This is a genomic window from Psychrobacter sp. Cmf 22.2, assembly GCF_001921745.1.
In the GTDB taxonomy this organism is placed as follows: Bacteria; Pseudomonadota; Gammaproteobacteria; order Pseudomonadales; family Moraxellaceae; genus Psychrobacter.
In genome coordinates, this window is record NZ_MRYA01000001.1 from 597,937 (window position 1) to 617,662 (window position 19,726).

Consider the following 19,726-nt stretch of genomic DNA (forward strand, 5'->3'; position numbering starts at 1 on the left):
AGGCAGTTAATACATCGTTACAGTTAATAAGAAAACAAGCCGACCTTAGGCATCAAACGTCTATTTTACAAAGTGTGAATGATAGAGGTATGCGAGCGGCGGCTGACAAAAACATATTGACGTAATGTTTAGTTAAAACTCCTGATTCTGTTTAAGGTATTGTAACGCAATCTTAATGAAATATCATCAGAACTATGCGTCAAAATACAAACTCTTTGGTAAACAATGTGGCTAACAACCTTCACTTATCACTGAGAAAATGGCTGTAAAACACCATGTTTATAATAAAAATGAATGGAACTATAATTTGGCGTTAATAGGTCAATAGTGTAACAACGTTGCCATTCAATAATGCTAAGTTCTACCATTTACCCTTATCAATACTATTAACCTATCTGTCGCTAACCATATGATTTAACTTATGATACGCTTATAAAGTGGATATGTTAAGAGAATTTTTTGAAGTTTATCGATGTTAAATAACGTGTAATCTATTGAGCTTAGCAAGCCGATAACTTATATATGACAACCGATTATTTAGGGTTGTCGGCGCTCATCATAACAAAAAACCTTGATATATCAATATAAAACGTAAGGATTTTTATTATGACTTTCATATAAGGCGATATTAGGTAAAAGACGTTAATTATGTTGATGAATGACTGTTTTAAACAAACATAGAGGTAGTAGAATTTGTTACAATTTGGCAAAAGCTCGTAGCTTTAGGTTTTACTTATTATAAAACCACGCCATAATGAGGCGCAGTAACATTGACCGTAATTTTTTAACGTATAAAGGATAATAATATGGCAGTTTTTTTAACGGACGCATGGTTTGAGCAAGTATCGCAGTTAGGGGATGAGGCTGGCGAGTTGAACTTACCACCGGCATTGGCAAACATGGTTATCAATTTAAAAGTCTCTGATGCTGAGCAAGATATCGAAGCCAGTTTTTCAGATGGGCTCCTTCACAAAGGTTTAAACGATGATGCTACCACGACACTATTACTTGATCGTGATACCTTACAATCTATCATCACAAATTTCGATATGAATGAGATTATGGGTGCTTTCATGAGTGGTAAAATTCGTGTCGAAGGTGATATGTCACAGTTAATGGCATTACAAACTGCCCGTCCAAGTACAGAGCAAAAAGAGCTATTTAAAAAAATTAAGTCTATGACTACCATGGCCTAAAGTATTGGTCTGAAGATATTAATCTTAGACCAAAAGCCTGTAAATAGAAGCTTCCAAATAAAAAGCCCCTAGTTAAATTAGGGGCTTTTTATTTGATTCATGTACCGTTTTTAGACAGTAAGATTGCTTAGATGATTGATTATTTAGATGATTATGGACATATCAGCTGGCTTGAGTTTGTATTTGTACTTTTGTGTTTTTAGAATCTTGATTTTCTTTATAAATCGCTGCTTGTAGCCAGATATTTGCTTGAATATAGTTATTTACCTTGATGGCTTGCGTGGTTGGCGTACTTAGCGCACCAATACGCACAACAAATGGATCTGCATCTTGTTCACGCAAGATGACCACATCAAACAAAATGATAGGCTTGTCATTGAATGTCGTTTCTTGTTTGCCAATAACTTGCCCTTGGCACCAAGCCTCATCTTCTTGACCAAGCGTATCGCCAAATAGATAAGCGCACATATGACCCAAGTTGATCTCTACTGGCGCCATTTGTTCTTTAGTCTCTGGTTGCCACTCTTTAATTTGTTCTTGAATATCTTCTGGTACTTGTCCATCATTGGCCGCAACGATATCATTAAAAGCGCGATGGTAACGGATCGCTTCTTGATCCTCGACCATAATAACTTCGTCTTGATCGCTGATCGAGATCTCGTGAGCCCAAGCACTAAAATTCACAAAATATGGTGTGTTTTGTTGATAGAGATGACGGTTGGCTGTGTAGAGCTGATCAAAAGCATAAATAATACTGCCATCAACACTACGCAGGCGTAGTACTGCATCATGCGAGCTGTCACTGACAATCATACGCTCAATCGTACAAGTCAGACCATAAGGACCATTGACGCAAGGATAGGCGTTAATAAAGCATTCAGGTTTGCCATCTTTCATTGCAAGTACCTGATTGATATGGCAAGGCTGATCCTCAGACAGTAGCAAACAAGAATCTTGAGCACTTGCATTATTGTTGAGACCTTTAGGCATGGTCGCATGTTCAATCATCTGCTGTAACCATTCAGGCACATCACGACTCATATCATCAGTCAAAATACGCCAATGATCAGCGTGCCCTGCCGTTTGCTCGTCTGTTAAAGTAATTTTGGTGGGTGATTGTACGTTTTTATATTGATAATTAATAGTCATGAAGATACTCAAACTTAAGTCTGCCATGAAGTTTGGACACCAAATAGCACGATGAGCTTTTATTTGTTACTAACGCAGTAAGCCAATACCTAAGCAATATATTATATACATTCTCAATATTGTGCTATGTTTGCGCAGCAGCAATGGGTCAACAAACAACAATGATGGGTTAATGACAATTGTCCTTAGCATACAATATATAGGTATAGACGCAACTAATAGCAAGCCCCTCATAAAAAAATAATAACGAAGCGCTGTATTTTATGAAAAAAGACCTGCAGTTTTTACGAATGACTGGCACATATTAGAAAAATTGTGTCAAACTATCCACTTTTTTGGTAGCCACGATTGGGACGTCTAAAACCATGTTTATATGTCTGCGTTATATTCATATAAGCATGACCAGTACTGGCTCAGTTGCTTGTTAAGCGCGGAAAGCTTATTGGCTTACGTTAGTGTGCTTATATGACAGTTGCTCACCTAGATAAGATAAAGAGTTTGAATATGTTTCGTCCTTTAGCATTATTTATCGGTTTACGGTACACCCGAGCAGAGCGTAGTAATCGCTTTATCTCTTTTATATCGCTCATTTCAATGATAGGTCTAACTCTTGGAGTAGCGGTATTGATTACCGTGCTATCAGTGATGAACGGCTTCGATCGCGAACTAAAGACCCGTATTTTGGGAATGGTTCCACAAGCGACTGTGACGTCACCTGAGGTCATTGGCGATTGGAAACAGCTTGCTGAACGTATTCAAGAAGATCCGGAGGTTTCAGCAGTCGCACCATTTATTCAACTGCAAGGTATGTTGACTTCTAATGGTCAAGTTGCCGGTATTATGGTCACAGGTATTGATCCTGAGTACGAAAAAAATGTCTCAATCATTAATAAGCATATGACTGAAGGCAGCATTGATACTCTAAAAGGTGGCGACTTTAGTATTGTGTTGGGCGAGGAGATGGTACAGTCTCTTGGTTTGAATATTGGCGACAAGGTCACGTTGGTGCTACCAGAAGCATCACCATCGCCAGCTGGTGTCATACCGCGCTTTAAGCGTTTTACTTTGACAGGTATTTTTAGTATTAGTCCAGAAGTGGATAGCTTGATGGCATTCATTCCGATGAATGATGCTGCTAAATTGCTGCGTCTTCCTGAGGGCGCGCAAGGTATTCGTATGAAGCTTGGTGATTTATTCAATGCACCGATGGCAGCGCAAAAAGCGGCGGCAATTGCGCCAGAACAACTGTACCCCAATGACTGGACACAGACTCATGGCAATCTATTCGGCGCGATTCAGATGGAAAAAGCGATGGTAGGCTTATTATTGTTCTTAATTATCCTTGTCGCAGCCTTTAATATCGTCTCAAGCTTAGTCATGCTCGTCACTGACAAAAAAGCAGACATCGCTATCTTAAAGACTTTTGGCGCTTCTCCGCGTTTGATTACTCAAGTATTTATGGTGCAAGGTGTGGTAATCGGGGTCATTGGTACAGTAGCTGGTACTGTGCTTGGGGTCATTTTTGCCTTAAGTATTAGCGATATTTTAGGTTGGATCAATCAAAGCTTTGGCTTAAACCTGTTCGATGCTTATTTTATTAATTACTTACCATCGCAGCTACGCTTGGTCGATGTCGTACTGATCACTGGTGCATCATTTGTTCTAAGCTTTTTGGCAACCATCTATCCTGCACGCCGCGCAGCCAAGATCCAACCTGCGCAAACGTTGCGTTATGAGTAGTCATGTTGATGACGTTACGATAAACATATAAGAAATATAATTATAAATTTTAAGTGTCAGCTTTTGATTGACAAATATGAATGAAGGAAGCGGTATGGCGGCCATTTTAGAGGCAAGCAACATTAGTAAGATATACGATGAAGGTGCAGTGCATACGCAAGTACTGACAGGATTAGATTTGTCTGTCAATGCAGGCGAGCGCATTGCCATTGTTGGCACAAGTGGGTCAGGTAAGAGTACTTTGCTGCATTTGTTAGGCGGTCTAGATACACCTACTAATGGTGAAGTATGGCTGCATGGTAAGTGCTTAAATCATATGAATGAAACCCAGCGCGGCGCCATGCGCAATCAATATTTGGGCTTTATCTATCAGTTTCATCATCTATTGGCAGAGTTCACCGCGGTAGAAAATGTCGCTATGCCTTTATTAATGCGACCCAAAGTGTCCACAACAGAAGCGCGTCTGCAAGCCGTTGAGCTGTTAGAAAACGTGGGTTTAGGCCATCGTTTGGACCATAGACCAGGAGAGTTGTCAGGTGGTGAGCGTCAGCGCGTGGCTATTGCTCGTGCTTTGGTGACTAAGCCATCACTCATATTAGCGGATGAACCGACTGGTAACTTGGATTACGACAATGCCCAATCTGTGTTTGGACTGCTATCAGAGCTGCAAAGCACCATGCAAACAGCATTACTCATGGTGACTCATGACCGCAATTTGGCTGCGCTGGCTGATCGGCAGTTGCTACTACGCAATGGTCATTGGGCTGAGTATTAAGTTATCGAGAGTATATCAATGGCAAACCATATTCATATGATTTAAAGTCTGTGCAACGTTTATAAGGATAAATATTATGAATGATAATAAGAACGATGATCCAGTTTCTGCTTTTGGTAGCGCTGAAGAAGGCAACGATCCGTTAAAGGACTATATTGACCCAACGCTTTTTGAGACGATCGATAGACAGACACAAATAGAGTTACTGACACCCGCTTTTGATGCCATTACGCTTGCTGGTGCTGACTATGATCTAAAAGCTCAAGACAGCGCTACGGGAAAACGTTATACGTTACTCAAAGATAAGGAAGTGATAGATATCTTAGTAATGAATGATAATTTTACCGATCAAGTCGTTGACGCTATAAATAAAGACCAAGAAGAGTAGTGTTTTTAAACAAAACACTTAACATAGATACCTTTTACTACGTCTTTGGGTGTTTATCTGAAGACTCTTTTTGACGCTTTTGCCAGCTTGTCACTGTTTTATAGCGCCAGATCGCCTTAAAGGTTAAACCACAAATAAGACTAGTCACCACGGCTAACAACGTCAGTCCTAAACAAAACGCAGTCAATGACACTGTACCACGATAAGTAATGAACGGATTGGCACCATTTGCAAGTACCCATAAACTAAAGTCAGCAATCATCCTTCCAATTATTCGTAAACTAATCATTGGCTCGCCCATAATGTGGGCGCCAACGTAATAACCAGCATAAAAAATAGGTAGCGTAGTAAGAGGATTAGTAATCCACGTCAAACCAAGGGCCATGGGTACATTAGCACGAAAAATAAGCGCACCAATCAACGCCAGTAACATCTGTCCTGGTAACGGAAAAAATGCACTAAGCACCCCAATATAAACTGCCTTGTTCAAGCTATGACGATTAAATTGCCATAAACGTGGATCAGCCAAATGCGGCGCAAACAGCTTTAAAGAGCGGCTCTCCAAAATTTTTTCGGGCGTGGGTAGGAGGCTTTTGAGACGTTTTTGGGGCACAGGTTTGCCTTTGATCGTTATCTACAGTTCACTCAGAAGAGTACAAGGGTTTAGTATTTAACAATATTGGAAAATATCGTCAGTAAAGATAAATTGCCGATAAAATAACAGGACGAGTGGCTATCAATAGAAGCAGTCGCGATATGTTAAATAGTATAGGGTAATAACATTAATAATGCTATCATCGGTGTTTAGTCGTCTAATGTTAGTTAATAAATAACCAAACAAATGACGTATAATAAAAATCTAATTATAGTCATTCTTTCAGCATTATCTAAAGCTGAGTGTATATTTGATAAGCCATCATGTAAGGAGTGCTGATGTATTGGGCAGTTGGCATCTCAAGCATTATAGCGATGGTAGGCGTATTATCAATAGGGACTATGGACTTTGCTCAAGATAGGCTATTACCATTCAACTTGCCTATCACAAGTTCTCTTATGTGGCTTTTGTTAACCGTAACAACGGTGATTCTTCTTTTTATTCTCCAGCGCAGTGCAGCGCTATCGTCAGTCAGTAATCACTCCCTCCATAAACATCGAACAAAAGATACCACCGTATTTTATAAGTTTGTCCGTTGTCTACTGATGACTGTCATAGCTAGTGTGCTGATTATCGGAAGTGCACTACAAGCATTATCGGCCTATCAGCAAGCGGAAGCTACAAAGATTACTAAGACTACGCAGGTACGCGCATGGGTGACTATCGAAAGCATTAGCGATAGTGTGTACGACCCTGCGACGAATAGTGGCTATCGGCAAGTGGCAACTTTGCAGGCAATTGAGCCTTTGGTTTCTACATTAACTGTGCAAGAGCTACAAACGCAAACACAAGCCTACATTAATAACAGCCTAAGTAATAAAGATTTATATAATAAAGACGTAAATTACGATAGTGATAAAAGCTTAGAACATCGCGTGTTGCTCAATGCTTATCCTAATCAAACTTCTAATAATACACAGATAACCAATCTCAATAATCTACAGCCTGGTGATCAGCTGTTTATGACTTTGAAGCTTGCACCTTTGGCTACCTCTGAGCAAACCATCAATAATCCAACAGGTTTCGATAGCTATCGCTGGCTTAGAGGGCGTCACATCGATGGTATGGCTGCTATTATTGCCACTGGTGAGCCCATCAGAGCGCTAGACAACTCATCAAAAATCACTGCTTTCGATAATGTCTCTAACTCATTTCTTAACAGTTTGCGTACTCGTATTGACCAAGGGCGTTGGCAGCTGCGTCAGCATTTTTATGCAGATTGGCTGCAGCAAACGTCATCAGAGCAGCAAGCAAAAGCGGTAACCTTAAGTTTGCTAACAGGTGATCGTAGCTTAATCAATCGTGATATTAAAGATTTATACCAACTGGCTGGTATCTCGCATCTGTTGGCTATCTCTGGTACGCATGTTTTGTTTTTGGCCATCATACTCGCAGGTGCAGCAGTTTGGATGGTAAACCACCGTTGGCCAGCGCTGTATCGTAACATACCGCGCTGGCAGGTGCGCTGGTGGGTCATGATTGGTGTTGCCTTTATCTATGCGTTGTTTACAGGGTTTGATGTACCAGCTGCACGTACCGCATGGATGCTACTAGCGATAGGATTGGTGCGATTAACGCTACTGCCTATTGGTACCATGCGTGTGTTACTTGCGATAGCAGTACTCATGGCTTGGCATGATCCTTATGTATTATGGCAGGCAGGCTACTGGCTATCGTTTATCGCAGTGGCATTATTATTAAAATATGATAACGCATCACACCAGCAAGATAATGCATCTTCAGTGCCGTATCGTCATAGCGCTGCTCATAACAACCATGTAAGTGGTACCTTACTAACTCAGATAGGGCTGGCTGGTAAACGCATATTTAAATTGCAGTTTTGGTTATTTATCGCATTGTTGCCTATTACGTTGTTGTTGTTTGGCAAGGCCTCGTTGTGGGGGCTGTTTATCAACCTATTTGCTATTGGTTTATTCGGCTGGGTCATTGTACCTTTGAATCTGTTAGCAGGACTGTGCTATCTGTTATTACCCGCTATAGCAGACAGTATTTGGACATTGGTAAGTATGATGGTTACAAGCCTGCATGAGCTGATAGCGTGGTTAACGTCATTGCCAGCGTTATCGGACGCTTGGCTGTATACACCAGTAAATATGGCTATATTGCTGATGGCGCTACTGATCATGGTACCATGGTTGCTACCACGCGGGCTTATTAGTCGCGGGCTAGCATTACCGCCTCTAAGCTTGTTAGTGATGACGGTATATGCCAATCAGCAGTCCTTAGCGACAACACCTACCTTATACATATTACCAACTGGTGATCAGTATTTGAGCGCAGCAGTATTGCAGTACCCGATAACACATCAACACATGGATAGTAATATTAGAGACAATAATAAAAATAATGGTAAAAGAGCGGCGGTTTCAGATACTGTTTACTGGCTATTTTTAGCAGATCATAGACCTTATGGTACAAGAACAATGCCAAGCACAATGACTGCAAATGACATCACTGCAAATTTAGTACAACAACTGCGAACGTTATCGATTAAACAGTTAGAAGGCGTCGTCGTCCAAACCAGCGTACCAGCGCTAACCAATACTTTGTCTGCTAAACAGCAAGAGAGCAAGGTTAAAAGCAGCCCTAAAAATGCTGAGCTACTACCAATGAGCGTCTTACAATTAAACCAAACTACGCCTATTAATCAGTACTGGCAAGCAGGTCATTACGAGCGCTGGACAGCTTATCAGCAGTTATATCTAGAGCGCAATCAATCCGCGCGAACAACCACGATTAGCGCGCAAAGCTGCGAGCAAGGTAAAACGTGGCAGCTAGATAACAATGATATGGCAGTACAGGCTATAACGGGCTGGCGTGACATCGATGATAGTAGCGTTTGGGATTGTACTATAGCGATTGCTAGTAAGCAGCCAATTCGAGTCGTTCGATATGATGCCAATGCCCCACAGCAGTCATTACAGGAAACTGCTCAAACATTTATTTCAACTGCATCTGTATCAAAGGCTAGTCCGCAGACCAGTCATAAAAATACCCATCAAAGCGAGACGTTTCAAGCACGTTTGGTTTTAAATGCAGATACTCATCAGCGTCTCTGGCAAATGTGGCCACTGCTATGTTCAGATGATTCGTTTGCAGATATTACGAGCTCAGGTTATCCTACGCAGTGGCTTGGTCACAGTACGTCACAGGTGACTACTGACATATTAAACCAGCAACAGATTGATGAGATAATCACTTATGATCGTAAGACCTTAGAGATAGCGCTACGTTTTAATGCTTCACCATAAAATGATGCCAATTCTGCTAACATCTGTTATCAACATCATAGTATGATGACATTTCACGTTTTCACTATTGAACCATGACAAAAACACCACCATACTAAATGACCTAGCCGTACCGATCATTCATGTATTCAAATTTTTTATTATACTTATTTTCTATACCCATCTTTACTTGTTTTAGATCGCTTTTTACCTAGGAAGTTATATGCCCAACTGGCCGCCAGACCCTAACAAACGTCCTGATAATTCAGAAAATCAGCCGGCACCATTGCAACAAATATCGCCTAACCAGCCAAATGGACAAGAATGGCGTCTTATTGAAAAAACCTTATTAGCCAGTGTAGAAGAGCAGCGCCGCTCAAGGCGTTGGAGTATCTTTTTTAAACTGCTCACTTTTGGTTATATTTTACTGCTATTTTTAACGATAGGCCGTAGTTGTAGTAATGATGCGCCATCTGGGCTAGAAGGTATTGATACCAGTAAGCCGCATTTAGCTGTGGTTGAGTTACAAGGTACGATAAGTAATGCTGATCCTGCAAATGCCTATGATATCAGTAAAGCATTGACGCGTGCCTTTGAAAACAATAACTCAAAAGCAGTGGCACTTGATATCAACTCACCTGGTGGCTCTCCGGTACAATCAGATGAGATCTGGCAAACTATGATGAATCTACGACAGCAGTACCCAGACAAAAAGCTGTATGCGGTGATTGGTGATATCGGTGCTTCTGGTGCTTACTATATTGCATCAGCAGCAGATGAGATCTATGTCAATCCATCAAGCTTAGTGGGCTCTATTGGTGTCATTATGCCAAACTATAACATCGAAGGTTTGATGGATAAAGTAGGTGTCAAAGACCGTACCATTACGGCTGGTGAATATAAAGATATTCTAAGCTTGTCACGTCCGCTTAGCAGTTATGAAGAGCAGCATGTCGAAGAAGTACTTGCCAATACTCATAAACACTTCATCAATGCTGTAAAAGAAGGTCGTGGCGATCGTCTTAAAGATCCTGAAGCTAACAACTTATTTTCAGGGTTGTTTTGGACTGGTGAGCAGTCTATCGCATTGGGACTGGCAGACCAATCAGGTAGTATTGCAAGCTTAGAAAGAGAGTTAAAGTTAGATAACGTGGTAAATTATACGCCGATGGATCCGTTCCAACTGTTCATGGATCGCTTCGCAGTTAAGCTTGGTGCGGGCGTAGGTTCAAGTATCAATCTTGATGTATTGCCACAAGAAGATGGTAATATCGAGATGCGTTAAACGTTCCTTTTTCATTTTGAACGGATTATATTTAATGTGTATGATTGTTGAGGCTGAGCATATATTTATGCTCAGCCTCAGTTATATAGACAGTTTAAATTATAAATAAATTACCAAATCAAGCACCAAGCTTTTAAAAGCAACCTCTATAAGAAATAATGAGAGCCTGTCATGAGCGAAATCAATTTGCAGACCTTTGCATCATTGCCTGTATCTAACATAACCCAAAAGCCAGTCATTCATTTTGCGCATGCCAACGGGATGCCAAGTGCGGTCTATCAGCCATTTTTTGAGACGTTGGCCGAATTTTTTACGGTTGAATACATACCGATGTTAGGTAGTGATCCAGATTATCCTGTTGATGATCATTGGCGCAGTCTAACCCAGCAAATTGTCGATAGCGTAAAGACTGTCTGTGAGAAGCATGGCATCTCAAAAGTAGTGGCAGTGGGTCACTCACTTGGTGCCATGTGTACGTTGCAAGCGTTGTACCGCGCCCCCAATATATTTCATCAAGCAGTACTTATGGATCCGCCTTGGGTTTATGGCAAGTCAAGCTTGCTATGGCATGTCGCAAAAACAGCTGACAAGTTGCCCCGAATGAATCATCGACTGATGGATAAGCTGTCCCCGTCTGGTATCTCTAAGAACCGCCGTGATGTTTGGGACAGTCGTGAAGATGCTTATGAAAAGATGCGTCATAAAGGGTTTTTTAAAAATTTTGACGAGCGTAGCTTTGAAGGTTACATTCAGCATGGCTTGTATGAGCGTGCAGATGGCAAAGTCACGTTAGCCATTCCTAAAGACAGCGAGGTTGCTGTATTTCGTACCAACCCTTCTTGGTACTGGTTGTCACCCAATCGTAGGCCCAAGCCGCCAGTGACGCTCATTATTGGAGAGGATAGTATATTTTTAAAACGCCGTTTCCCGCAGCAAATCCAAAAGCGCTTAGGTATTCCTTATAAAACCCATGCAGGTGGTCATATGTTTCCGCTTGAACATCCAGAATCTGTTGCACAGCAAGTGTTAACATTGATTAAGCAGCAATTATTATCTTAATTGGCGATTAAATACTAATTAAATACTATATATCATAAATACTTATGAGAATTATAAGTTACTGTTTTGGGTCTTGATATGTCAAACCGTGCTACTACTGTAAATAATACAGTGACACCGCAACCCAAGCGCCCAGCTTTGTTTTCGCGCTTAGGTGCATTTTCTCTTGTTATAGGAATGGTCATTGCTTTTTTTATCAGTCAGTTGATAGGAGTATATATCGCAGGCAGGTTATGGCTGCCGGCTACCAAAAGCACAACGATAGGAGATATATTCTTTTTTGGCAGTAATGATGGGACAGTGGTGAGTGCTTCGATTATTATCAGTTGCCTAATATTGATGGCACTGAGCTATTTGATTGTACGTGTAAAATCTGGTGATATACGTGAATATTTAGCGATCAAGCCATTTTCCTTTACAATTGGCATTGGTATGTTTGGCATACTGTTAGTGTTCATGATTGGCAGCCAAACATTGACTTATTGGTTGGATAAGTCACCACTGGCTTTTGTAGATCCTTTATATCAGTCTGTCAGCTCAGTGTGGTTGCTCGTCTTTGCGATGGTGATTGTCGCACCGATATACGAAGAGTTGGTCTTTCGCGGTATCTTATGGTCGGCTGTTGCAGAGCAGTTTGCGCCAGCGAAGTTGAATGGCGCACTGCTAGCGAGTATCGTAACCAGCTTTATTTTTGCCGTGATTCACTTGCAGTACGGTATTTATGAAATCACTACTATCATAGTACTAGCATTTATATTTTGCTACGCGCGTATCAAGTCAGGCTCGTTAGTACTACCTATGTTACTACATATTATCAATAATGGTGTTGCTATGTGGCAGTACCTAACCCAAGTTGGTTAAGTAAAAAATACTTGACCAAAACACGCAGAATAAATTAAGCGTTAGGGTTCAATTGCAAAACTTCGTCGGCAGCTTTTTTGATATCATCAAGTGTCAGCTGCGGCTTACCGCTTAATGCCTGTCGCCACTTGCGAGCACCGGGCAATCCTTGAAATAACCCCAAGTAATGCCGCGCCATCGTCGATAGTGTCTCACCTTTTATAAGCTGTTCCTCTAAATACGGATACAGCTGCGCTAAAATATCTGAACGTTTAGGTATCGGCTGATCCCATAAGCTATTAGCTTCTGCTAATAGATAAGGGTTATGATAAAAAGCCCGTCCAATCATTACCCCATCGATATATTGTAAGTGCGTGGCAATATCAGCGACAGTCTCGATACCACCATTAATCTCAATATCAAGCTCTGGAAAGTCCTGCTTAAGACGATAAACATCATCATAACGTAATGGCGGTATCTCGCGGTTTTGCTTAGGGCTCAACCCCTGTAGCCAAGCTGTGCGCGCATGCACGATAAAACGCGTACAACCAGCGTCAGCTACCGTCTTTACAAAATCTGCCATAAACTCATAACTGTCAAAATCATCAATACCGATGCGATGTTTGACGGTTACTGGAATATCTACAGCCGCCTGCATGTGCGTTACTAAGTTGGCCACAGTGTTAGGCTCTGCCATTAGGCAGGCACCGATTTTGTTATGTTGTACACGATCAGAGGGGCAGCCAACGTTGATATTGACTTCATCGTAATTATGCTGCTGAGCAAATTCAGCGCATTGAGTCATCTCGGTAGTATCTGCGCCGCCAAGCTGCAGTACCACAGGATGCTCTAATGCATCAAAGCGTAAGTGCCGCGCACGATTGCCATAAATAAGTGCGCCAGTGCTGATCATCTCGGTGTACAGATACACTTGCGGGTTAAACAATCGCGCAAAGTAACGATAATCCGTCGTTGTCCAGTCAATCATCGGAGCAACTGAAAGACGTTTATTGGTCATATCAACCATGATTGTTGAGCCTTAATATTTTGTTTTTAAGCGTTTGTATGAGATATAACGAAACAATCGTGTCATTACATCTAACGCTTGATTAAAAAGTCTATCAAACAAGCGCAGTAAGTAATCAGACGATAAGTAAAATGAATAATAACAAAGCTAGATTAACTGATTGATTCTTTTATATTCGGGCAGGTTATAAAAATAAAATCCCATTATAATGCCAATCAAGCCGATAAAAGCGATATACAGTGCGGGCGAAAAGCTTACAAACGTAGTGGCATAGCCAAGACCAAAAGGTACGGATACGCCTACAAGAGCATAGGTCACGTTGTAACAAAATCCCATTCCTGTCAGACGTACATTGGTGGGGAATAATTGGACAAAGATAGCAGGTACCATTCCCACGATGCCAGCGCAAAACCCTAAAAGGGCATACATGATCAGAATATAATCACCGCCAGCTTGCATATGATAAAAAAACGCAAACATCTGAGCAATGAGTAGAACAGAACCAACTACCAAAATTTTACCAAAATTCTGGTAGTTGGATAATATTCCATAGAATACGCAGCCAAAGATCATAAACACAATGCCCAAACTGTGTGAAAACCCAAATAGATCTTTGTCTAAAGCAAACCGTAATTCAATTAAGTCTGGGAGTAGTAGTATGATGACAGTTGTAATGCTAGATATAACCAAAGTTAGCATCATACCGATAAACATTGAATGCTTACAATGTTTAAAGAGCAAGGTAAAAGGTTGATTGATATGACTATTAGGTTTTGACTTTGTTAGCTCTAAAAAGAATGGTGACTCATCAAGAAAACGCCATACAAGTAGAGGTAAAAAGCTTAGAATCGCTGCAATAAGAAATGGCAAACGCCAGCCGTAACTGGTCAGCTCTGTAGGAGTCATAGAGCCAGTAAGCCATACAAAAAAAGCATTAGAAAACAGCACACCTATAAAAAAGCTTGCCGTCACATAACTACAGCTCACTGATAGATACTGCCGCGGTACATGCTCTGCGACAAAAACCCAAGCCAATGGTACATAAAGGCCAAATGCCATACCTTGTATAAGCCTAAGGAGAATGAACAGAACTGGCGCTAAAATGCCCCATTGTGCATACGTTGGTAAAAACGCTATCGCCAGCAAACTGCCTGCAATGATAGACATACTGATTAATAAAGTAGGCTTACGCCCTTTGATATCGCCATAACGTCCAAGAATAATGCCACCAAGAGGTCGTGCCAGATACCCTACTGCGAATAGTCCAAGTCCTCGTAGTCTTATAGTATCAGTGTTAGAACTAGGAGGGAAAAAAGCAGACGATACGATGTCTGCGATATATAAATAAATTAGAAAGTCAAAAAAAGCAACAGCGCTGCAAAAGCAGACAAACAGAACGGTACTTTTGTCTTTAGAGGTCATCAGGGCATATTGAGAACGAGAGGGCATAATTGATCACGCATCCACATATAAAAGTGGTTGTTAAGACGGTCATCGTAGAGATAACCGACCATCATAAAAAGTAGCAAACCAACATGGGTATATGCTGATTTGCCAAAGAAATAAGTTAGAACGTTTTGATTAAAAAAGATTTTAACGAAAATATCTTGCGACTATGTAATGAATAACGACGTAATGAATAATGACATTGATAACATTAAAAGAAGACATAGTTAATATTTATAACAACCAATCAATAGGCAACCAAGACATGATAGTCAGCCATAAATGATCAGTAAAATCTACTTTTGGTTCTGAATCATACACCACTTTCTCTCCATCTTCGAGCGTATGCCATTGTAATTGATGGTTATCTATTAATTTTACTTCATAGGCTTGGCTCAATAGATCATCACTGAGTGCTGCATGTAGTTGTCTTGCCAGCTCATCGTCACTGATAATCACGCCCATTTCGGTGTTAATATTAGCTGAGCGCGGGTCAACATTATAGGAACCAATAAAGACTTGATGGTCATCTACAGCGAAAGTCTTTGCATGTAGGCTGGTTGACGACTGACTGCGCGCTTTCCACAGTTTGTTTTCGCGCTTTTCTTCACTAGCGGTTGATTTTAGCTCATATATTTTAACGCCAGCAGCGAGTAAGTGAGGGCGCCACTTACTATAGCCAGAATGAACCGCGGTTACATCAGTTGCATTAAAAGAGTTGGTCAAAATCTTTATATCAATTCCTGATTCTGCTAGTTGTACTAACGTGTCTACCCCAGCTTTAGTTGGGACAAAATAGGACGAAATTATGGTTAGCTTTTCAGACGGGCTACCAAGTAGTGTCCTTAATTGATGGACTAAGTTGCTGTCAGTAGGGACGGTTTTGGTCAATTTGCCCACATCATCGCTTAAGAACTGCATATCTGTCCAACGAAATGGTACACGCTTATTGATAAGGTCGGTATCGATAGATGAGTCTTCAATAGCTGTTTTATAGGTCGCTAAACTACTGCTGGTACGGCTCTTCTCATCTCCATCTAATTTATCTAAACCTGACAAAAAATTACTGGTAGCGCCTTTATCAAGAGTCACTAGCGTTTCTATATCGAAGGATATAGGAGCTGACCAATAGCTTATAAAACTGTTGTCAATATCGGCTACTACTTTGCCAATGAGTAGCACGTCTAGGTCAGCAAATTGACTGCTTTGATCATTACTAAGGTACTCGTTACCAATATTGCGTCCTCCGATAACGGTGATTTGTTTATCAAAGGTCATGCTTTTATTATGCATGCGTCTGTTGATACGCGGCAAACCAGTAACGAAGTTCAACGCTTGAACTTTACGATGCATCAAAGGGTTGATAATGCGTACAGCGATATTTGGATGACTGGCAAAACGTAACAAGTGCTGATCAAGCTTTGAATTGTTATTAAAATCATCAAGTAGTAAGCGTACGATTACCCCGCGCTCAGCAGCTTTCCACAAATCTTTTAGCAACAGTTGGCCTGCTTGGTCATCGTGCCAAATATAGTACTGCACATCAATACTACGAGTAGCCATATCAGTCAGAATACTCCGCGAGGCGAAAGCATTTGCTCCAGTGACAATAGGATGATAACCCGATAGCTCAGGATGAATATCGTTTTGTTCACTGATGGCTGCCACTAAGTCGTTGTTATTAATGATGCTATTTTTGCCTTCATTATCCAAGCTACTGTCTTGTTGGTATAAAGCATTGACACGCGCTGATAACGCTTGGCTTTCAGGCAGATGCGGCTGTTTTGGCAAGCTTTGGCATCCACTAAGACCTAATGTTAGACCAAGTGTTAGACTCAGTGACAAGCTGCTCGGCTCTCTACTTAACATCGACATAACTGGTTTACCTTGGTAAATATCTAAAATATATTGAAATTTATATAGACTAATGTGGAGGAATAATAGCATTGTTTATAAGATATATAATAGCAGCGTTTAAAGCACAGTTTAAAACGCTGCCAAGCTTAGCAGGTGACGCAGTATCTGCATATAAAAAATACGTTATTTTTCTTAAATCAGCATTCAATCGCACTGGTATAACAACTTGAACTTAGTCTAGGTTCTGTTATTTAAAAAAAGCTTTTAAAAATAATTCATAACAAGTGCTTGAAACCGACTATGAACGTTGAGTGTTTTAAAATAAATTTGAAATAGATAAGCAATCAAAAGCGATACCTGAAATTTAATGTCTGTTATATAGGAGCATGATATGATAAGCGCTTTGACTTATCTATCATTAAAAATACAATCAGTAATGTTAATATCAACCATAGTAACGGAAAACTTATGAGTCAATCGCAAGCGCATAATAAAAGCAATTCAAATCAATTGGATCCAAACTGGCGCAATGATGCTTTAGATTTAGATCTTGATTATGGCATGCAGACTATTGCGGTTCGAGCAGGGCAGCATCGTACCGATGAAGGAGAACACGCCGAACCTATCTTTACCACCAGCTCTTATGTTTATGCTTCAGCAAGTGATGCTGCCGCGCATTTTGATGGGACAAAGACCGGTAATGTTTATTCGCGCCATACCAACCCCAGCGTGCGCACCTTTGAGCGTCGTCTAGCCGCACTTGAAAACGGTGAACGTGCGGTTGCCACGGCCTCAGGTATGGGCGCGATTTTGACTATGTGCTTAGCCTACCTAAAGGCGGGTGATCATCTGCTTGCAGCCAACCAGCTCTTTGGCTCATCCATTGGTTTATTTAATAATTACATGGCTAAGTTTGGCGTTGAGGTCAGCTATGTTGATTGCTTCGATAATGAAGCATGGGCAAATGCTATACAACCAAATACTAAAGTGATTTATTGCGAAAGCCCAAGTAATCCGTTGGCCCAGATTTGTGATATTGGTTATTTAAGTCAGCTGTGTAAAGCCAATGATGTGTTACTAGTCGTTGATAATTGCTTCGCCACGCCAGCGCTACAGCGGCCGTTAGATTTAGGGGCTGATGTGGTTATTCATTCTGCAACCAAATACTTGGACGGACAAGGCCGAGTATTAGGCGGTGCGCTTGTCGGTAGTGATAAGCTGATGCAAGAAGCATTTACCGTTGTACGCTCAGGCGGTATTAGCATGAGTCCGTTCAATGCTTGGGTCTTTACCAAAGGGCTTGAGACCCTTAAATTACGTATGCAGGCGCACTGTGCCAATGCCAATCAAGTGGCAGAGTTTTTGAACAGTCATCCTAACGTCAGTAAAGTGCACTTTTCAGGGCTCTTAGATCATCCCTCTCATGAGCTTACCAAACGTCAGCATCATATGAAGAATGGCTATGGCGCCATTATGGGGTTTGAGGTTAAAGCGTCTACTGATGACAATCATGCCAACAAACGCGATACAAAAGCAGCTGCTTGGCATGTCATTGACTCAACACAAATGGTCTCTATTACTAATAATTTAGGGGATGCCAAAACCACCATTACCCATCCTGCGACCACGACTCATTTTAGGCTTACCCCTGAGGCACGCGCTGAGGCTGGTGTCAAAGATGGGCTTATTCGGTTGTCAGTAGGACTAGAAGATGTGGAAGACATTATCAAAGATTTGGCGCGTGGTTTAGACAGTTTATAAAGATGACGGTATAATCAACGTTATCGTATTAACTTTATGATTAAAAGCTATTTATCATTCATCAATATAAAACAAAGAGGCAATTATGAACATTCAAGCACTTATGCAGCAAGCTCAGACAATGCAAAAAAAGGTCGAAGCCAATGTCGAATCGGCAAAAAAGGATCTAGCAAATAAAGAAGTCCAAGCAGAGGCGGGTAGTGGCTTAGTCAAAGTCACTATGACCGGTCGTCACGTGGTCAAGCGTTTAAGTATCGATCCAAGCTTGCTTGAAGATGAGCCTGATATGATTGAAGATTTGATCGCTGCTGCTATCAATGACGCGGTCCGTCAAGCGGATGAGCTGTATGAAGAGACAATGGCTGGCGCGACTTCAGGTATGGGTCTGCCACCAGGTATGCAGGGTTTATTCTAAGTCTCAATTTGCGGTAAATACTGCATATTGAAGACAATAATGGGGTTGTTATCCACCGGATACGACCCCATTTTTATATCTACGGTTTATAGATAAAGGAAGCAGATTTGCTTACAGCTAAATTTGATCAGCTGGTTAAACAGCTGCGTATTTTACCAGGTGTTGGGCAAAAAAGTGCCCAGCGTATGGCACTCCACCTCCTTACCAAAAAACGTCCGCAAGGGATGGCACTTGCTCAAGCACTTGATGAGGCAATGCGTGATATTGTTGAGTGTCAGCGTTGTCATAGCTTCAGTGATGATGCGGTTTGTCCACTGTGCCAAGATCCAAGACGTGATAATGGATTGTTATGTGTGGTCGAAACCGCCGCTGACGTCATGGCCATCGAGCAAACCGCAGGCTACCGTGGACGTTATTTTGTCTTAGGCGGGCATCTGTCACCGATTGATGGTATTAGTGCTGATGATTTAAACATTGACCAGCTGGTATGGCGTGTTAAACAAGAGCAGGTGGAGGAGCTGATATTGGCAACAGGTACCACCGTTGAAGGTCAGACAACGGCACACTTTATCAGCGAAGCGGTGAGCCGTCATGTCAATAAAGTCACACGTTTGGCACAAGGCGTACCCATAGGCGGTGAGCTTGAATATCTAGATAGTATGACATTGGGACAGGCACTACAAAATCGCTCCTTTTTATAATATAAACAAAGGCTATATGTTTTAGTCTCGTACCTAATGGCTTTAAGCGTGTAAGTTTTTATATACGTCATTATTGCTTTAAACTTGACGCTGTTATACGAAACGCGCCAAAACATGAACGCTAATTTGTTATAATTTTCTTTTATTGTCTCTAAGCGCTATTGATAGCGCTCTTTTTTCT

General features: G+C 41.2%; 16 protein-coding genes. 11 read left to right on the forward strand and 5 right to left on the reverse strand.

The features are described 5' to 3' along the window. The first annotated feature begins 806 nt into the window (after positions 1 to 806). The gene (locus BTV98_RS02575; RefSeq protein WP_075102837.1) at positions 807 to 1,196 is read left to right on the forward strand and encodes an SCP2 sterol-binding domain-containing protein; all 390 of its coding nucleotides are present in this window, start codon (positions 807 to 809) and stop codon (positions 1,194 to 1,196) included. A gap of 162 nt (positions 1,197 to 1,358) precedes the next feature. Here BTV98_RS02575 and BTV98_RS02580 read toward each other — a convergent pair whose 3' ends face one another. Continuing rightward, on the reverse strand, positions 1,359 to 2,345 hold the full coding sequence (locus BTV98_RS02580; RefSeq protein ID WP_058368486.1) for a hypothetical protein: 987 nt from the start codon (positions 2,343 to 2,345) through the stop codon (positions 1,359 to 1,361). Between the two features lie 504 nt (positions 2,346 to 2,849). Between BTV98_RS02580 and BTV98_RS02585 the strand changes: the two genes are divergently transcribed. The 3 genes from BTV98_RS02585 to BTV98_RS02595 all read left to right on the forward strand — a co-directional run bounded on the left by BTV98_RS02585 (position 2,850) and on the right by BTV98_RS02595 (position 5,248). Continuing rightward, complete coding sequence (locus tag BTV98_RS02585; RefSeq protein ID WP_058368483.1) at positions 2,850 to 4,085, forward strand: lipoprotein-releasing ABC transporter permease subunit; 1,236 nt, start codon at positions 2,850 to 2,852, stop codon at positions 4,083 to 4,085. Between the two features lie 94 nt (positions 4,086 to 4,179). Beyond that, positions 4,180 to 4,860, forward strand: a complete 681-nt coding sequence (gene lolD / locus BTV98_RS02590) for a lipoprotein-releasing ABC transporter ATP-binding protein LolD (RefSeq protein WP_058368484.1) — start codon at positions 4,180 to 4,182, stop codon at positions 4,858 to 4,860. Between the two features lie 76 nt (positions 4,861 to 4,936). Then, positions 4,937 to 5,248, forward strand: a complete 312-nt coding sequence (locus tag BTV98_RS02595) for a hypothetical protein (RefSeq protein ID WP_058368485.1) — start codon at positions 4,937 to 4,939, stop codon at positions 5,246 to 5,248. A gap of 37 nt (positions 5,249 to 5,285) precedes the next feature. Here the strand turns inward: BTV98_RS02595 and BTV98_RS02600 are convergent, their stop codons facing one another. After that, positions 5,286 to 5,861, reverse strand: coding sequence for a DUF2062 domain-containing protein (locus BTV98_RS02600; protein ID WP_256713820.1), 576 nt, complete (start codon positions 5,859 to 5,861; stop codon positions 5,286 to 5,288). Between the two features lie 320 nt (positions 5,862 to 6,181). On the opposite strand from BTV98_RS02600, the gene BTV98_RS02605 reads away from it, so the two are divergent. The 4 genes from BTV98_RS02605 (at position 6,182) to BTV98_RS02620 (ending at position 12,359) form a co-directional block, all read left to right on the forward strand. Beyond that, positions 6,182 to 9,175: a ComEC/Rec2 family competence protein gene (locus BTV98_RS02605; protein ID WP_058368488.1), complete on the forward strand. Its 2,994-nt coding sequence runs from the start codon at positions 6,182 to 6,184 to the stop codon at positions 9,173 to 9,175. A 202-nt stretch (positions 9,176 to 9,377) separates the two neighbouring features. After that, complete coding sequence (sppA, locus tag BTV98_RS02610; protein WP_058368489.1) at positions 9,378 to 10,439, forward strand: signal peptide peptidase SppA; 1,062 nt, start codon at positions 9,378 to 9,380, stop codon at positions 10,437 to 10,439. Between the two features lie 171 nt (positions 10,440 to 10,610). After that, positions 10,611 to 11,498: an alpha/beta fold hydrolase gene (locus BTV98_RS02615; protein ID WP_058368490.1), complete on the forward strand. Its 888-nt coding sequence runs from the start codon at positions 10,611 to 10,613 to the stop codon at positions 11,496 to 11,498. Positions 11,499 to 11,576: 78 nt separating this feature from the next. Beyond that, entirely contained in the window at positions 11,577 to 12,359 is a 783-nt protein-coding gene (locus tag BTV98_RS02620; RefSeq protein ID WP_075102839.1) for a CPBP family intramembrane glutamic endopeptidase, read from the forward strand. Between the two features lie 34 nt (positions 12,360 to 12,393). Here BTV98_RS02620 and dusA read toward each other — a convergent pair whose 3' ends face one another. The 3 genes from dusA to BTV98_RS02635 form a co-directional block, all read right to left on the reverse strand. Further along, positions 12,394 to 13,365, reverse strand: coding sequence for a tRNA dihydrouridine(20/20a) synthase DusA (gene dusA / locus BTV98_RS02625; RefSeq protein ID WP_058368492.1), 972 nt, complete (start codon positions 13,363 to 13,365; stop codon positions 12,394 to 12,396). Between the two features lie 147 nt (positions 13,366 to 13,512). After that, positions 13,513 to 14,814, reverse strand: coding sequence for an MFS transporter (locus BTV98_RS02630; RefSeq protein WP_058368493.1), 1,302 nt, complete (start codon positions 14,812 to 14,814; stop codon positions 13,513 to 13,515). Between the two features lie 231 nt (positions 14,815 to 15,045). Further along, entirely contained in the window at positions 15,046 to 16,686 is a 1,641-nt protein-coding gene (locus tag BTV98_RS02635) for a phospholipase D family protein (RefSeq protein ID WP_058368494.1), read from the reverse strand. Positions 16,687 to 17,136: 450 nt separating this feature from the next. Between BTV98_RS02635 and BTV98_RS02640 the strand changes: the two genes are divergently transcribed. The 3 genes from BTV98_RS02640 to recR all read left to right on the forward strand — a co-directional run bounded on the left by BTV98_RS02640 (position 17,137) and on the right by recR (position 19,545). Further along, positions 17,137 to 18,429 (forward strand): O-succinylhomoserine sulfhydrylase, encoded by a 1,293-nt coding sequence (locus BTV98_RS02640; protein WP_058368495.1) that lies wholly within the window; start codon positions 17,137 to 17,139, stop codon positions 18,427 to 18,429. An 85-nt stretch (positions 18,430 to 18,514) separates the two neighbouring features. Then, positions 18,515 to 18,844 carry a YbaB/EbfC family nucleoid-associated protein gene (locus tag BTV98_RS02645; protein ID WP_058368496.1) on the forward strand — a complete coding sequence of 110 codons (330 nt, stop codon included), beginning with the start codon at positions 18,515 to 18,517 and terminating at the stop codon, positions 18,842 to 18,844. 107 nt (positions 18,845 to 18,951) lie between these two features. Further along, positions 18,952 to 19,545, forward strand: coding sequence for a recombination mediator RecR (recR, locus tag BTV98_RS02650; protein ID WP_058368497.1), 594 nt, complete (start codon positions 18,952 to 18,954; stop codon positions 19,543 to 19,545). Positions 19,546 to 19,726: the final 181 nt, after the last annotated feature.

What these genes read in the sequence shown, in the direction of transcription:
- BTV98_RS02575 (WP_075102837.1), top strand. Translation starts at nt 807, where the DNA reads ATGGCAGTTTTTTTAACGGACGCATGGTTTGAGCAAGTATCGCAGTTA.
- BTV98_RS02580 (WP_058368486.1), bottom strand. Translation starts at nt 2,345, where the DNA reads ATGACTATTAATTATCAATATAAAAACGTACAATCACCCACCAAAATT.
- BTV98_RS02585 (WP_058368483.1), top strand. Translation starts at nt 2,850, where the DNA reads ATGTTTCGTCCTTTAGCATTATTTATCGGTTTACGGTACACCCGAGCA.
- lolD (WP_058368484.1), top strand. Translation starts at nt 4,180, where the DNA reads ATGGCGGCCATTTTAGAGGCAAGCAACATTAGTAAGATATACGATGAA.
- BTV98_RS02595 (WP_058368485.1), top strand. Translation starts at nt 4,937, where the DNA reads ATGAATGATAATAAGAACGATGATCCAGTTTCTGCTTTTGGTAGCGCT.
- BTV98_RS02605 (WP_058368488.1), top strand. Translation starts at nt 6,182, where the DNA reads ATGTATTGGGCAGTTGGCATCTCAAGCATTATAGCGATGGTAGGCGTA.
- sppA (WP_058368489.1), top strand. Translation starts at nt 9,378, where the DNA reads ATGCCCAACTGGCCGCCAGACCCTAACAAACGTCCTGATAATTCAGAA.
- BTV98_RS02615 (WP_058368490.1), top strand. Translation starts at nt 10,611, where the DNA reads ATGAGCGAAATCAATTTGCAGACCTTTGCATCATTGCCTGTATCTAAC.
- BTV98_RS02620 (WP_075102839.1), top strand. Translation starts at nt 11,577, where the DNA reads ATGTCAAACCGTGCTACTACTGTAAATAATACAGTGACACCGCAACCC.
- dusA (WP_058368492.1), bottom strand. Translation starts at nt 13,365, where the DNA reads ATGGTTGATATGACCAATAAACGTCTTTCAGTTGCTCCGATGATTGAC.
- BTV98_RS02630 (WP_058368493.1), bottom strand. Translation starts at nt 14,814, where the DNA reads ATGCCCTCTCGTTCTCAATATGCCCTGATGACCTCTAAAGACAAAAGT.
- BTV98_RS02635 (WP_058368494.1), bottom strand. Translation starts at nt 16,686, where the DNA reads ATGTCGATGTTAAGTAGAGAGCCGAGCAGCTTGTCACTGAGTCTAACA.
- BTV98_RS02640 (WP_058368495.1), top strand. Translation starts at nt 17,137, where the DNA reads ATGAGTCAATCGCAAGCGCATAATAAAAGCAATTCAAATCAATTGGAT.
- BTV98_RS02645 (WP_058368496.1), top strand. Translation starts at nt 18,515, where the DNA reads ATGAACATTCAAGCACTTATGCAGCAAGCTCAGACAATGCAAAAAAAG.